We start from the raw sequence: 14,334 nt of genomic DNA, 5'->3' as shown, positions 1-14,334 counted from the left end.
CCGCAGGCCCGCGCGGCCAGGCGCTCAGAGCACCGGCAGGGAGCCGGCGCGGACACGGGCGTCGAACTGGACCTGCACGGCCTCCCATTCCTCGTAGGTGGAGTCCGAGACCTCCAGGCCGGCAATGCCCTGGCCCTGGCGCAGCAAGGGACGCCCCAACAAGGCCAGGGCCTCACACCCCACGCGGGCCCAGCGCCACGCCTCACCAAAGCCGCCCTTGGCAGCCTGGCCTTGTTGCGAAGCGGTAGCGACGGTGGAAGCAGTGGCGTGGAACATGGCGACCTCTCGTGATGCAGTGCACGAAGTGTCCGCGCTCAGAGCTGTCATCCCCCATCCCACTGAAGGAGCCCCCACCCTCCCCCCATTGGTGGGAGATGCCTAAACGGGCGCTATCGCGTTCAAACGCTGCCAGCTGTTGCAATCAGAACAGAATGCTGTACATTCATACAGTACTTAAAAAGTCTAGGCCTAGGAGCCCTGCCATGCATCTGGATCTCAACAATCCCCGCAGCATCGTCGCCTGGTGGCAGGTCTATCCGGAGCGCCATGGGCCGCAACTCAGCGCCCTGGCTCGTCTGCAGCCCCAGTTCGCCGCCAGCATCCGCGAAGCCCGCCGGCTGATCGACGACGACCCTCTGCTCGCCGAGCGCCATGCAGCGGCCCGACGCCAGCAGGCCCTGGCCCGGGGCTGGGTGCCCAGCGCGGAAGACCGGGAGCTGGACCAAATGGCTGACCACGCCCTGGACGAGCAGCCGGCGTCCGCCGAGCTGCCCGAGGGCGATGAGCCGGCTGCGGGCAGCGCCTGGCACTGAGCCGCCGCGCAGCAGCGGGGCGCCAGCCCTAGCCAGACGCCTGGGGCGCTCAGGCCAGGTCAAAGCGGTCCAGGTGCATCACCTTGGACCATGCCGCCGCGAAATCCCGTACGAAGACGGCTTGCGCGTCGCTGCTGGCATAGACCTCGGCCAAGGCACGCAACTGGGCATTGGAGCCGAAGACCAGGTCCACGGTGGTGGCGGTCCAGCGGCGCTCGCCGCTCTGGCGATCTCGGCCCTCCAGCACCGGGGAATCGGGGGCCGAGCGCGACCATTGCGTGCGCATGTCCAGCAGGTTGACGAAGAAGTCGTTGCTGAGCGCGCCAGGCCTCTGGGTCAGCACGCCATGTGCGCTTTGGCCGTGATTGACCCCCAGCACCCGCAGCCCGCCCAGCAGCACAGTCATCTCCGGCGCACTGAGCGTCAGCAGTTGGGCCTTGTCGATCAGCAGCGCGGCGGCGGCCGCCTCCAGGCCCGGCTTGACGTAATTGCGGAAGCCGTCGGCACGAGGCTCCAGCACGGCAAAGGAAGCGGCATCGGTCTGTGCCGCGCTGGCATCCGTGCGGCCGGGCCGGAAGGGCAGGCTCAGGGCCTGGCCCGCCTCGGCGGCAGCCTTCTCCACAGCGGCGTCACCTGCGAGCACGATCAGATCGGCCAGCGAGACCCGCTTGCCGCCGGCCTGCCGGGCATTGAAGCTTTCCTGGATGGCGCCCAGCGTGGACAGCACCCGCTCCAACTGCTCAGGCTGGTTGACGGCCCAGTCCTTCTGCGGTGCGAGTCGAATGCGAGCGCCGTTGGCCCCGCCGCGCTTGTCGCTGCCTCGGAAGGTAGAGGCTGAGGCCCAGGCCGTGCCCACCAGGTCCGCAGTAGACAGGCCGCAGCCCAGGACCTGGGCCTTGAGCGCCGCCACGTCCTGGGCGTCGATGAGGGCATGGTCCACCTCGGGCACCGGGTCCTGCCAGATCAGCGTTTCCTGCGGAACCAGCTTGCCCAGGTAGCGGGCGCGGGGGCCCATGTCGCGATGGGTCAGCTTGAACCAGGCGCGGGCGAAGGCGTTGGCAAAGGCCTGCGGATCCTGGTGGAAGCGGCGGGCGATCTTCTCGTAGGCCGGGTCGAAGCGCAGGGCCAGGTCCGCCGTGGTCATCATGGGCGGATGCTTGCGGGAGGGATCGTGGGCATCGGGGATCAGATGCTCGGGCCTGACGTTCTGGGCCACCCACTGATGGGCCCCGGCCGGGCTCTTGGTGAGCGCCCATTCGTAGCCGAAGAGCATGTCGAAGTAGCCCATGTCCCAGGTAGTGGGGTTGGGCTTCCAGGCGCCCTCGATGCCGCTGGTGGTGGTGTGCACGCCCTTGCCCGAACCGAAGGCGTTCTTCCAGCCCAGGCCCATCTCTTCCAGCGCCGCGCCCTCGGGCTCCTTGCCCACCAGGGACGGATCACCCGCGCCGTGTGCCTTTCCGAAGGTGTGGCCGCCAGCCACCAGGGCCACGGTCTCCTCGTCGTCCATGGCCATGCGGGCGAAGGTCTCGCGCACATCGCGACCTGAGGCGACCGGATCGGGATTGCCGTTGGGGCCTTCGGGGTTCACATAGATCAGACCCATCTGCACGGCGGCCAGGGGTTTGGCGAGTTCGCGATCGCCGCTGTAGCGCTGGTCACCCAGCCAGGTGGTCTCAGGCCCCCAGTCGATGTCCTGCTCGGGCTCCCAGATGTCGGCACGGCCGCCACCAAAGCCCAGGGTCTTGAAGCCCATGGACTCCAGCGCCACGTTGCCGGTCAGCACCAGCAGGTCGGCCCAGGACAACTTGCGGCCGTACTTCTGCTTGACGGGCCACAACAGGCGCCGGGCCTTGTCCAGATTGCCGTTGTCCGGCCAGCTGTTGAGCGGGGCGAAGCGCTGGGCGCCGGTGCCGGCGCCACCGCGCCCGTCGGCAATGCGGTAGGTGCCGGCGGCATGCCAGGCCATGCGCACGAACAGAGGGCCGTAGTGCCCCCAGTCGGCGGGCCACCAGTCCTGGGAATCGGTCATCAGGGCCTTGAGGTCCGCCACGACGGCATCGAGGTCCAGGGTCTGGAACTCGGCAGCGTAGTCGAAGGCCTCTCCCATGGGGCTGGACTTGGGTGACTGCTGGTGCAGGATGCCCAGCTGCAGCTGGTTCGGCCACCATTCACGGTTGCCCTTGGCGCCGGCCAGGGACTGGGTGGCACCGGCGCGGGCGGCGGCCGCCGCCATTGCAGAAAACGGGCACTTCATTTCGGCGGACATACGCATCTCCTCGGTCGTTCAATCGGTGCTGGCAGTCTAGGAGCGCCGCCTGGCCCCGGCCATTGAAGGATGGCAATCGCACCGATAGCGAGAATCGCACGCAGGCCTTCGCAACCGGGGCTGGTCGCTCAGAGCACAAGCGCTTGCCCCTCGCTTTGCGCTCAATAACTGCGGGCGTCTATGACCTCGCGCACCAAGCCCAGGGCCCGGCGCAGCTGGGGCAAGGCCACCGAACCCAGGGCCAGGCGGATGGCGTGGGGCACGACGGGACCCGTCGCGTAGGGCTCGGCCGTCGACACCGAGACGCCCTGGCGCAGCAAGTCCATGGCCACTTGATCGGCGCGCACCTCCTCGCCCAGCGGCAGCCAGACGAAATAGGAGCAGGCATGCCCTCGGGGCTTCAGCGGCCCCAGCAGCTCAGCCGCCAGGGCCTGGCGTTCGCGGGCATCCTGGCGCTTGCGGGCCTCCAGGCGGGAGACGGTGCCATCCTCCAGCCAGGCGCAGGCCAGGGCGCTGGTCAGGCCCGGCGTGCTCCAGCTGCTGGCACGCAGGGCGCGCTCCAGGCGTGGAACCAGCGCAGCAGGCAGCGCCACGAAGCCGGTTCGCAGCCCCGCAGCCACGCTCTTGGACAGGCCGGTGACATAGACCGTCAACTCCGGTGCCAGCGCGGCCAGCGGCGGCGGGGCTTCGTCGGCCAGGTAGGCGTAGGCGCCATCCTCGATCAGCAGCAGCCCCTCGCGACGAGCCAGGGCGACCAGCTCGCGGCGGCGCCTCAGACTCATCACCCAGCCCAGCGGGTTGTGCATCGTGGGCATGGTGTAGACGGCCCGCACGCGACGGCGACGGCAAGCGGCGGCCAGGGCGTCCAGGTCCGGCCCCATGCCGGCGACCGGGATGGGCAGGAGCTCCAGGCACAGTGCCTCGGCGACCAGCTTGAAGCCCGGATAGCTGAGGCTGTCCACGGCCACGACCTCGCCGGGCTGCAGCAGGGCCAGGCCCGTGAGCATCAGCCCGTGCTGGGCGCCCTCCACCCACAGCAGCTCGGCCCCTGCGACCGAGAGCCCGCGGTCGCTCAGGTGGCGGGCGGCGATCTCGCGCTCATGAGGCCGCCCGCCCAGGGGCTGGTAGCGCAGCAGGGCCTCCAGGTCACCCCCCTGGGCCAGCTGGCGCAGGGCGCCGCGCAGCATCTCGGCCTGCCCCGGCAGCGAGGGATAGTTGAAGCTCAGGTCGACCATGTCGGCCGCCGAGGCCAGCAGATCCACGCCCTGGCCCGGCGGCAGGGCCGTTTCCTTGACGAAAGTGCCTCGCCCCGTCTCCCCGCTGACCAGGCCCATGGCCTCCAGCTCGGCATAGACGCGGCTGGCCGTCACCAGGGCCAGTCCTTCGCGGGCGGCCAGTTGCCGGTGCGTGGCCAGGCGGCTGCCCGGCGGCAGGCGGCCTTCGCGGATGTCGGCCGCCAGCCGGTCGACCAACTGCTTGTATCGGGTGGGAGGCATGCGGCAGTGTATCCATGACAATTTTTTGATTGTATTGATTGCCCTGCCTAGCATGCGCTGCACACCCCGCCGGGAACGCCGGCGGATCCAGGACATCAGGCGCCAGCGCGGCAAGGAGTGATCAATGGCAGCACAGCGTACACAGGCCAGCCGTGGCAGCGGATGGGTCCATGGCTTCATCGGCATGCTGATCTTCAGCGGCTCCATGCCTGCCACACGCGTGGCCGTGGCGGACTTCGACCCCCTCTTCCTCACCGTCGCGAGAGCCAGCCTGGCTGGCGCGCTCGCGCTGCTGGCCCTGGTCTTGACGCGGTCCGCCTGGCCCGCGCGCCCGCAGTGGCGGCCGCTGGGCGTGGTGTCCGGCGGTGTGGTGTTGGGCTTTCCCCTGCTGACCGCGGTGGCTCTGCAGCAGCTCAGCGCGGCCCACGCCCTGCTCTTCCTGGGCCTGCTGCCGCTGTCCACGGCTGGCTTTGCCGTGCTGCGCGGCGGCGAGCGGCCGCGGCCTGCCTTCTGGCTTTGCGCTGTGCTGGGCAGCAGTCTGGTCGTGGGCCATGCGCTGAGCCGCGGCCCGAACCTGCAGGGCTCGCTGCTGGCAGACGGGCTGATGCTGCTGGCCGTGCTGGTTTGCGGTCTGGGCTACGCCGAGGGCGCGCGGCTGGCGCGAACCCTGGGCGGCTGGCAGGTGATCTGCTGGGCCCTGGTGCTGGCGCTGCCGCTGAGCGTCCTGGGCGTCTGGCTGATGCTGCCAGCGAGCTTCAGCGGCATCCATGGGAGTGCCTGGATGGGGCTGGCCTACGTAAGCCTGTTCAGCATGCTGATCGGCTTTGTGTTCTGGTATCGCGGCCTGGCCCTGGGCGGCATCGCAGCCGTGGGCCAGCTGCAGTTGCTGCAGCCACTCTTCGGCCTGGCGCTGGCGGCCGGCTTGCTGCACGAAGCCGTCAGCGCAGGCATGCTGGGCGTGACGGTGGGCGTGCTGGCATGCGTGGCGGTGGCGCGCCGGCTCACGCCTTGAGCCTTGCGCTCAGCGCGGGGGCAAGGCAGCGTTGAGCAGCGTGCCTGCTGCCAAGGCGACCAGGCACAGACCCATCACCCCCGACAGCAGCACCGTGCCTCGGCCGCCCTCCCGCTGCCAGCGCCGCGAGCCCAGGCAGGCCAGCAGCACGGTGCCATACACGGCAATCTGGTTGCCCGCAATGATGCTGCCCAGCAGCAGGCCCTGGGCGGCCAGACCCCGCTCACTGCTGCGCAGGAAGCCCGGGAAGACTGCCAGCATGAAGGCATAGGCCTTGGGATTGAGCAGGCAGTTGGCCATGCCGCTGAGGAAGATGCGCCCGGGGGACTGAGGCGCCATCGGCACCGCCACGGATGCCGAGGCCGGGGCTGCACGCCAGCCCTGCCATGCGCCCAGCAGCATCTGCAGGCCGATCCAGGCCAGATAGAGCGAACCTGCCCACAGCAGGATCTCGAAGGCCCCGGGCAAGAGCATCAGCAGCGCGGACAGGCCGCTGAGATTCAGCAGCACATGGACGCCCCCGCCCGCCACGATGCCGCCCAGGGCCAGCAGCCCGGCCCGCGCGCCGGACTGCAGGGTATGACCGGCGATATAGGCCATGTCCATGCCGGGCAGCACGATGATGCCCAGGGTCAGCAGGAAGAAAAGCCAGAGGCTGTGCGAGGCATCCATGTGGGGTACTCCGGGAATTCTGCGATTCGGTGATGTAGGGGATGGGCGCCACTGTAGAGTTCATACAGGACAGAATTCGCCCTGAATCAAACCCATGCCGTCGACCAAGCGCCGCGCTGCCCCCCCCTCCTCACAGGACAGCCCTCCCGCCGGCCGCCTGCTGAGCCTGCTGGAGCTGCTGCAATCCCAGCGCCAGCGTAGCGGCCCCGAGCTGGCCGCCCTGCTGGGCGTGGATGCGCGCACCCTGCGGCGCTACATCGCCCAGCTTCAGGCCCTGGGCATCCCGGTCCACAGCCAGCGGGGCTGCGATGGCGGCTATGGCCTACGGCCCGGCTACAAGCTGCCGCCGCTGACCTTCAGCGCAGATGAAGCCCTGGCCCTGGCCATAGGCCTGCGCGCCGCCCGCGAGCTGGGCCTGCAGGGCGCCCTTCCGGCCATCGCCAGCACACAGGCCAAGCTGGACCGCGTGATGCCAGAGGCCCAGCGCCAGCGCATCCAGGCCGTCAACACCAGCGTGGCCCTGGACCTGGGTCGCAGCGGCAGCCAGGGATCCGCCGGCCATGAGCTGCTGACACTCAGCGCCGCCGCGGCCTCGGGCCAGCGCGTGGCCCTGCGCTACCGGGATCGCTCGGGCCAGGGCAGCGAGCGCGAGCTGCATCCCTACGGCATTGCCTGGCGCAGCGGTACCTGGTACCTCGTGGCCTGGTGCCGGCTGCGCGAGGGTCTGCGCAGCTTCCGCCTGGACCGCATCGAGGAGGTCCGCGCCCTGCCCGCCAGCTTTGCGCGGCCGGAGGGCTTCGACGTCCTGGCCTATCTGGACAAGACCCTGGCGCGCCTGCCCCGCCGCCATGCGGTGGACGTGCTTCTGGGCGGCCCCGGCGAGCCGCCGCCCACCATCGACCCCAGCCTGGGCGAGCCCGAGTCGCAGGCCGAAGGCTGGCGCCTGCGCGCACAGGTTGACGACCTGGACTGGATGGCGCGCGAACTGGCCCGCCAGCCCTGCCGGGTGCGCGTGCTGGCACCGCGCGAGCTGCGTGACCGCCTGGCCGCGCAGGCCCGCCGCCTGCTGATCGATTGCACCGACTAGGGTCTCGTCCCCCCCCTCGGGCCCCCCATTTTTGGGCTGGCATTCGTGACATTCGACGCGCGCCCTGTCAGCCCCTGCGATTGACGCTGCCCTTGGCCCGGACCTAACTTGTTTGGCACGCAACGGCCGCCCCGGAGCCGTGCCCAAGGGAGTTCTACATGTTCCAAATGGCCCAACTGCAGATCGGCACCCGGCTGAGCATTGCCTTTGCCCTGGTGATCTCCTTGCTGCTGCTCATCCTCGGTGTCGCCAACCAGGTGCTGTCCCGCACGGGGCTGACCATGGAGCGACTGGTCGACGATCGCTATGCCCAGATCGCCCTGAGCAACGAGATCAAGGACGTTGGCGACAAGGGCATCATCACCGTCGGCCGACTGCTGCTGACCGAGGAGCCCGAGCGCACCCGCCAGTACATGAGCGAATACGCCGCCCTGCGCAGCCGCAACACCGAGAACTTCAAGAAGCTCGAGAGCCTGCTGAACACCGACACCAGCAAGGCCATCTTCAAGGAACAGACGGAGGCCCGCCAAGCCTATGGTGCGGCGCTGCGCAAGGTCTTTGAGCTGCTCGCCGCCCAGCAGCGCGAGGCGGCGCTGAGTCTCTACCAGGGCGATCTCGTGGGCCTGCAGGTGCGCTACTACGCACTGATCGACAAGATGGTCGAGCACCAGGCCCGCAGCATGGTGGCCGACGTGACAGAGGCCAAGGACGACGCCACCCGCGCCCGCTTGGAGATGTCCGCCATCACCCTGCTGGCCGTGCTCTTCGCTGGCGCAACGGCGGTGCTGATCACCCGCTCCATCACGCGGCCCATCCGCCATGCCATCGAGCTGGCCGAGTCCGTGGCCGCGGGCAACCTGACCTACCACCTGCGCGTGGAACGCAAGGATGAGGTCGGCCGACTGATCGCTGCGCTGCAGCGCATGGTGGACAGCCTGCATCGCATCGTCTCCGAGGTGCGCTGCGGCGCCGACACCATCGCCAGCGCCGCCCTGCAGGTGGCCGACGGCAACCAGGACCTGTCTGCGCGCACCGAGCAGCAGGCCAGCGCGCTGGAGCAGACTGCCTCGGCCATGGAGCAGCTCACCTCGGCCGTCAAGCTCAGCGCCGATTCCGCCAGCCAGGCCGACCGCTCGGCCCACGACGCCTCGGCCGTTGCCGTGCAGGGCGGGCAGGTGGTGGGCGAAGTCATCAGCACCATGAACCAGATCGCCGGCGCGTCGCGCCGCATCGTCGAAATCATCGGGGTGATCGACGGCATTGCCTTCCAGACCAACATCCTCGCCCTCAACGCCGCCGTGGAAGCGGCCCGCGCTGGCGACCATGGCCGCGGCTTCGCGGTGGTCGCAGCAGAAGTGCGCAGCCTCGCGCAGCGCAGTGCCGTGGCAGCCCGCGAGATCAAAGGGCTGATCGACAACTCGGTCCAGCAGGTCGACCAGGGCAGCCGCATGGTCGAGCAGGCCGGCCAGACCATGCAGCAGGTCGTGGACAGCATCCAGCAGGTCAGCCGCATCGTCGCGGACATCAGCCGCAGCAGCCGCGAGCAGAGCCTGGGCATCGAGCAGGTCAACGAGGCCATCCTGCAGATGGACGACAACACCCAGAAGAACGCAGCCATGGTCGAGCAGAGCACGGCCTCGGCCCGTTCTCTTCAAGACCAGGCCCATCAGCTCAACGACGTGGTACGGACCTTCGCCCTGTGAAGGCCAGCTCAAGAGGGAGAAGACATCATGACCAGCACCCTGCCACTGCCGCATCCCGACTGGGCGCGGCGCTGCCGATTCCACCTCGCGGGCGAAGCCCTGCAGGCCCGCGGCCTGCAGGGCGGGCCTGCAGCTGAGGCTGATGCGCTGCGCGTCCAGGCCTATGTCGAGCAGGTCCGGCGCGAAGGCCATCGCCATGCCCAGCTGGACCCGCTGCAGGCCAGCCCGCCCCTGTCCACCGAGACCCTGCAGGCTTCCGCCTTCGGGCTGGAAGGCTGGCAAGACCTGCCCCCCACGCTGGCCGCGCAGTGGGGATGCACGCAGGTATCCGGCCTGCAGCGCCGCCTGCTGGCCCTCTACACCGGCGCGCTGAGCCTGGACTGCTCGGCGCTGCGGGACGACACCCGGCGCCGCTGGCTGCAGTCCCGCTTCGAGGGCGCCAGCGTGCCCATCGATCGTCACCAGGGCCTGCAATGGCTGGAGCGCCTGATCGAAGCCCAGGCCTGGGAACAGTTTCTGGAGCAGCGCCTGCCTCTCGAAAAGCGCTTTTCCCTGACCGGTTGCGAGGGCCTGATCCTGCTGCTCGACGCCTTGTGCGAACAGGCCGCGGCCCATGGCGTGCAGACCCTGGAGATGGGCATGCCGCACCGCGGTCGCCTGGCCGTGCTGGCACTGCTGCTGAATCACCCAGTGGCTGACATCCTGGAGGCCCTGGATTCCGACAGCCGCCGCCCCCGGACCGATCTGGCCTACCACCACGGTGCCGAGGCCCGCCGCGACACGGCCCATGGCACCCTGGCCCTGCGCCTGGCGCCCAATCCCTCTCACCTGCAGAGCATCCAGCCGGTGGTGCTGGGCCGCACGCGGGCCTGCCAGGATGCATCACGGGAGCTGCCCCGCGCGCAGGCCGCCATGGCCCTGCTGCTGCATGGCGATGCCGCCTTCGATGGGCAGGGCATCGTGGGCGAGACCCTGCTGCTGTCGCGCCATCCGGCCTACGAGGTGGGGGGCTGCGTGCATGTGCTGATCAACAACCAGATCGGCTTCACCACCGCGCATGCTGCCGACCCGCTGCGCCAACGCTACGCCAGCGATGCCAGCCGCGTGATCGACGCCCCGGTGCTGCGCGTGCGGGCCGACGCCCCCGAACAGCTGGCGCGCGCCGCCGAGCTGGCGCTGGCCTACCGCATGGCCTTCGCGGCGGACATCGTGATCGACCTCGTGGGTTTCCGCCGCCCTGGCCATTCCGAGCACGACCTGCCCATGCTGACCCGCCCGCAGCTGCAGCGCCTGGCCGAAGCCCACCCCAGCGCTGCCGAGCAGTACGGCGCCGAACTGGTCGCCCGTGGCCGCTGCGAACCCCAACAGTGGCTGGCACTGCGCTCGCAGGCCCCGCTGCGCGCCCTGGCCCGCTTCGGGCGGCTTGCACGCGAGTCGGCCCGCCCCTTGCCCGAGGCCCTGCCGCCAGCCACCCCTTCACCGGCCCTGCCGCCCCTGGACCTCGCCCAGCTCCAGGTCATGCTGGCGAGGCTGTGCGCGGTGCCCGAGGGCTTCATCCTGCACGAGCAACTGGTGCGGCTGCACCAACGTTGGTGCCTGCTCGCGCGCCGGGGCGGCGGCGCCGTGGACTGGTGCCTGGCCGAGAACCTGGCCCATGCCACGGTGCTGGCAGGCGGCCAGTCCGTGCGCCTGACCGGCATGGACGTTGAACGGGGCACCTTCATGCATCGCCATGCCGTGTGGCATGCCCAGGGCGAGCGCATGGACCGGCATGTGCCGCTGCAGTCGCCCATCCGCGGCGCAGCGCGCTTCGAGGTCATCAACTCGCCACTCAGCGAGGCGGCGGCACTGGGCTTCGAGTACGGCTACAGCCTGCAACGCCCCGAGGTCATGACGGTGTGGGAGGCCCAGTTCGGCGACTTCGTCAACGGGGCCCAGGTCTACCTGGACCAGTACATCGCCTCGGGCGAGGCCAAGTGGGGCCTGGCATCCAGTCTGACCGTGCTCCTGCCGCATGGGCACGAGGGCGTGGGGCCCGAGCATTCCAATGCGCATCTGGGTCGGCTGCTGCAGCTGTGCGCCGAGCAGAACCTGCGCGTGGCCTGCCCCTCAGACAGCGCGCAGTGGTTCCACCTGCTTCGCGAGCAGGCACGCGCGCAGCCGCGCAGACCGCTGATCGTGTTCACCCCCAAGAGCCAGCTGCTTCAGGACCCGCTGAGCCATGCACCGCTGGAGCGCCTGATGGAAGGCGGCTTCCGGCCGCTGCAGCGCGTGCTGGCAGCTTCAGCGCCCTGCAAGCGGGTCTGGCTCTGCAGCGGCAAGCTGCGACACGAACTGGCCCGCGCGCTGCGCGACGCGGGCGAGCCGCACACGGCGCTGTGGAGCCTGGAGCAGCTCTATCCCCTGCCCGGCGAGGCGCTGCGCAGCGCCCTCGCCCAGTTGCCGGACCTGGAGGAGCTGCTGTGGATCCAAGAGGAACAGCGGGCCCAGGGCGCCTGGCCCCTGTTGCGCGAAGCGCTGGAAGAAGTCTGCCCTGCAGGCGTGGCATTGCGCTGCATCAGCCGGCCGGACCGCGCCGCAGGGCCCAGCCCCTCCCCCCGCCAGCACCGGGCCGAACAGCAGCGGCTCTGGATGCAGGCTCTCGCCCGTTGAGCGTCGCCACGGCGGGCAGGCAAGACCTGACCCGCCCTGAGCGGGCCCTGTCGTTAGCCGGCATGGCTTCTGGCTATGACCGCCATCAAGCCGCCCAACTGGCCGTGCCGCGCCGGCTGCGTTAGATTGCGACATCCACCCGACGACAGACCCCGCTCACGAGCTCACCAGGAGGCCCCATGGCCAAGAAATCCGCATCTGCACCCAGCGTCAACATCGGCATCGCCGACAAGGACCGCGCCACCATCGCTGCCGGCCTGTCCAAGCTGCTGGCCGACACCTACACCCTCTACCTGACCACGCACAACTTCCACTGGAACGTCACCGGCCCCATGTTCAATTCGCTGCATGCGATGTTCATGGGCCAGTACACGGAGCTGTGGAATGCCGTGGACCCGATTGCCGAGCGCATCCGCTCCCTGGGCCACGTGGCGCCGGGCAGCTACGCCCAGTTCGCCAAGCTCAGCAGCCTCAAGGACGCCCCCGCCACGCCACCCAAGGCGCTGGAGATGGTGCGCATACTGCAGGAAGGCCACGAGGCCGTGGCCCGCACGGCGCGCAGTCTCTTCCCGGCCGTGGACAAGGCATCCGACGAGCCGACGGCCGACCTGCTGACGCAGCGCATCACCGTGCATGAACAAACGGCCTGGATGCTCAGGAGCCTGCTGGAGTCCTGATCGTCAAGCGGCCTGCAGGCCGCAGGAGGGGGCGCCACAGTGCGGCCACGGTGCGGCCGGCGGCGGCCCCTATCATGCCGCCTGACATGGAACACGCTGCACACGACGTCCCCCCTGCCGCCACGGCCACTGCAACTCCGGATGCAGCCTCCGGGCGCGCAGACGCCAGCCTTCGCTGCCCAAACTGCCACACCCCCTTTCCGCCCGTCCTGCCCCCGTTCTGTGGCGGCTGCGGGCAGGAGACGGTCCTGCGCATCCCGACAGTCGCCGACTTCGTCCGCGAGTTCGGCGGCCACTACCTCAGCAGCCAGGGCGCCCTGTGGCGCACGCTTCGCCTGCTCTTCGTCCCCGCCGCCCTCACCCGCGAGTACATGGCCGGGCGCCGACGTCATTACCTGCTGCCGCTGCGCCTGTTCCTGAGTCTTGTCGTGACCAGCGTGGTCGTCGGGCATCTCACCGAGCCTGCAGCCAAGCGGATCCAGACCTTCGGCGACGTCGTCGAGGGCGCGAACTACATGGTCAGAATCTTCAATCTGCAGGTCGGCCAGCAGGATGGCCGCTTCGTCTGCGAAGGCTTGCCCGAGGAGCGTTGCGCGCCGCTGCGCCAGCGCTGGGAGCGCGATCCGCAGGTCCTCAAGGAACTCCGCCGCCAGCAATATGACGCCTGGGACCGCCAGGAGTCCTGGCTGCTGCTGGCCATGACCCCCCTGCTGGCCGTTCTGATGGCGGGCGTGTACCGCGCGCGGCGCCAGGCCTTCGGCTTCCACATGGTGTGCTCACTGCACCTGAGCGGTGCCTGGCTGGCCCTGGCCACCCTGCATCAGCTGGCCCATGGATCAGCGCTCAGCGCCCCGCTCGGAAAGCTGCTGCTGGGCCTGGGCGCTCTGCTGGGCGTCGCCACGCTGCAGCGCCTGCACGGCGGCCGGTGGTGGGTCACCGGGCTGCGAGTCCTGGCGCTGTACAGCGGCTATGTGGTGACGCTGGGCCTGGTGATGGCCGGCGGGCTCTGGTGGGCGACGCGCAGCAGCTTCTACTGAGCGGCGGCAGACGCTCCTGCGCATGGCAAAGGGGCCGGGCAGCTTCACCGCATCCAGCCCGTGCCCAAGCCCAGGCACCAGGTGGCGGAGCTGGCCTGCCCAGGCTCGGGTCATCGGCTCGTGACAATCCCCGAAGCAGCGTGCAGTTTGGCCTGCAGTCGGAACGCTGCTAGGCTTTGGAGCCCTTTCCAGGGATTCAGGTTCATAGGGAGATTGGCATGCTTACTACGAGAATCTTCGGTGCCGTCACGCTGGCGTTCGCTTTCGCCTGTGGCACGGCCCAAGCAGCCTCATTGGGCTCGGCCCCGGGCTTCGGCACTGCGCAACCCAGCGCAGTGAATCAATCGCTGGACAGCAGGTTCAGCATCTATCGCTGGGATGTCGGCGGCTCCAAGCTGTTCCAGGTCAATGACGCCCATGGCCAGGTATTGCTGACATTCATTGAGACGGAGGGTCAGGTGTCTCGCCTTTCCGTCGGTGCCTTGTCTGGCCAGGTGCGCATCAATGGCGCGAAACCTTCGGCGGGAAATCAGGCCTTGGACGCAGCGTCCGGCACCTGCCCCTGCGCGAGCAGCATGACCTACGACGATGGTCACGCCCGCATCATCATGACCACGGATTCACAGGGCCGCGTGCTTGACCTGACGGTGTCCACGACAAGCCGCGCGTCATCCGGCAGTAACCGCCAAGCGCGGAGGGGTTCTGCGCCCGCATGAAAAAGGCTCTTTGCGCATTGCTTCGTGATGGCTCATCTGGTGAGCCACGCGAAGGAGATATTGGCTCGTAAGCCCCTGCGTTGGGGCGCAAGGAGCCAGAGATGCGCAGCCGGGAACTCAAGAAGATGCTGGCCCAGGCGGCCAAGTTGACGTGGCCGCAAAGGCGGGAGCTGATGCAGGCCTTGAGCGGGGTCGACGAGGTGG

Annotated in this window: 12 protein-coding genes and 1 pseudogene; 9 read left to right on the top strand and 4 right to left on the bottom strand. The window is 69.3% G+C overall.

Going from position 1 to position 14,334, the window contains the following annotated elements; translation table 11 throughout:
* Window positions 1-24: 24 nt before the first annotated feature.
* Complete coding sequence (locus ACS5PK_RS20835) at window positions 25-276, bottom strand: hypothetical protein (protein WP_439442189.1); 252 nt, start codon at window positions 274-276, stop codon at window positions 25-27.
* Window positions 277-482: 206 nt separating this feature from the next.
* On the opposite strand from ACS5PK_RS20835, the gene ACS5PK_RS20830 reads away from it, so the two are divergent.
* Window positions 483-812, top strand: coding sequence for a hypothetical protein (locus tag ACS5PK_RS20830; protein ID WP_439442188.1), 330 nt, complete (start codon window positions 483-485; stop codon window positions 810-812).
* 49 nt (window positions 813-861) lie between these two features.
* Here ACS5PK_RS20830 and katG read toward each other — a convergent pair whose 3' ends face one another.
* Both katG and ACS5PK_RS20820 read right to left on the bottom strand, forming a co-directional pair.
* Complete coding sequence (gene katG, locus ACS5PK_RS20825; protein WP_439442187.1) at window positions 862-3,078, bottom strand: catalase/peroxidase HPI; 2,217 nt, start codon at window positions 3,076-3,078, stop codon at window positions 862-864.
* A gap of 161 nt (window positions 3,079-3,239) precedes the next feature.
* On the bottom strand, window positions 3,240-4,574 hold the full coding sequence (locus ACS5PK_RS20820) for a PLP-dependent aminotransferase family protein (RefSeq protein ID WP_439442186.1): 1,335 nt from the start codon (window positions 4,572-4,574) through the stop codon (window positions 3,240-3,242).
* Between the two features lie 124 nt (window positions 4,575-4,698).
* Between ACS5PK_RS20820 and ACS5PK_RS20815 the strand changes: the two genes are divergently transcribed.
* Window positions 4,699-5,586, top strand: a complete 888-nt coding sequence (locus ACS5PK_RS20815) for a DMT family transporter (protein WP_439442185.1) — start codon at window positions 4,699-4,701, stop codon at window positions 5,584-5,586.
* A 9-nt stretch (window positions 5,587-5,595) separates the two neighbouring features.
* On the opposite strand, the gene ACS5PK_RS20810 is transcribed toward ACS5PK_RS20815, so the two are convergent.
* Window positions 5,596-6,258 carry a LysE family translocator gene (locus tag ACS5PK_RS20810; protein ID WP_439442184.1) on the bottom strand — a complete coding sequence of 221 codons (663 nt, stop codon included), beginning with the start codon at window positions 6,256-6,258 and terminating at the stop codon, window positions 5,596-5,598.
* Between the two features lie 94 nt (window positions 6,259-6,352).
* Here ACS5PK_RS20810 and ACS5PK_RS20805 point away from each other — a divergent pair, with 94 nt between their 5' ends.
* From ACS5PK_RS20805 to ACS5PK_RS20775, 7 genes and pseudogenes are all read left to right on the top strand, one after another.
* Window positions 6,353-7,345, top strand: a complete 993-nt coding sequence (locus ACS5PK_RS20805) for a helix-turn-helix transcriptional regulator (RefSeq protein WP_439442183.1) — start codon at window positions 6,353-6,355, stop codon at window positions 7,343-7,345.
* A gap of 158 nt (window positions 7,346-7,503) precedes the next feature.
* Entirely contained in the window at window positions 7,504-9,048 is a 1,545-nt protein-coding gene (locus ACS5PK_RS20800; RefSeq protein WP_439442182.1) for a methyl-accepting chemotaxis protein, read from the top strand.
* Window positions 9,049-9,075: 27 nt separating this feature from the next.
* The gene (locus tag ACS5PK_RS20795; protein ID WP_439442181.1) at window positions 9,076-11,700 is read left to right on the top strand and encodes a 2-oxoglutarate dehydrogenase E1 component; all 2,625 of its coding nucleotides are present in this window, start codon (window positions 9,076-9,078) and stop codon (window positions 11,698-11,700) included.
* A gap of 179 nt (window positions 11,701-11,879) precedes the next feature.
* On the top strand, window positions 11,880-12,377 hold the full coding sequence (locus ACS5PK_RS20790; RefSeq protein WP_439442180.1) for a Dps family protein: 498 nt from the start codon (window positions 11,880-11,882) through the stop codon (window positions 12,375-12,377).
* 86 nt (window positions 12,378-12,463) lie between these two features.
* Window positions 12,464-13,414 (top strand): DUF3667 domain-containing protein, encoded by a 951-nt coding sequence (locus ACS5PK_RS20785; RefSeq protein WP_439442179.1) that lies wholly within the window; start codon window positions 12,464-12,466, stop codon window positions 13,412-13,414.
* Between the two features lie 218 nt (window positions 13,415-13,632).
* On the top strand, window positions 13,633-14,130 hold the full coding sequence (locus ACS5PK_RS20780; protein WP_439442178.1) for a hypothetical protein: 498 nt from the start codon (window positions 13,633-13,635) through the stop codon (window positions 14,128-14,130).
* 101 nt (window positions 14,131-14,231) lie between these two features.
* Window positions 14,232-14,334, top strand: a pseudogene (locus ACS5PK_RS20775) (IS1595-like element ISPels1 family transposase); the annotation flags it as partial.

This window comes from Roseateles sp. DB2 (assembly GCF_051857535.1).
In the GTDB taxonomy this organism is placed as follows: domain Bacteria; phylum Pseudomonadota; class Gammaproteobacteria; order Burkholderiales; family Burkholderiaceae_C; genus Roseateles_B.
The sequence above is the reverse complement of the archived record's forward strand: the minus strand, read 5'-3'. Positions and strand labels throughout refer to the sequence as shown.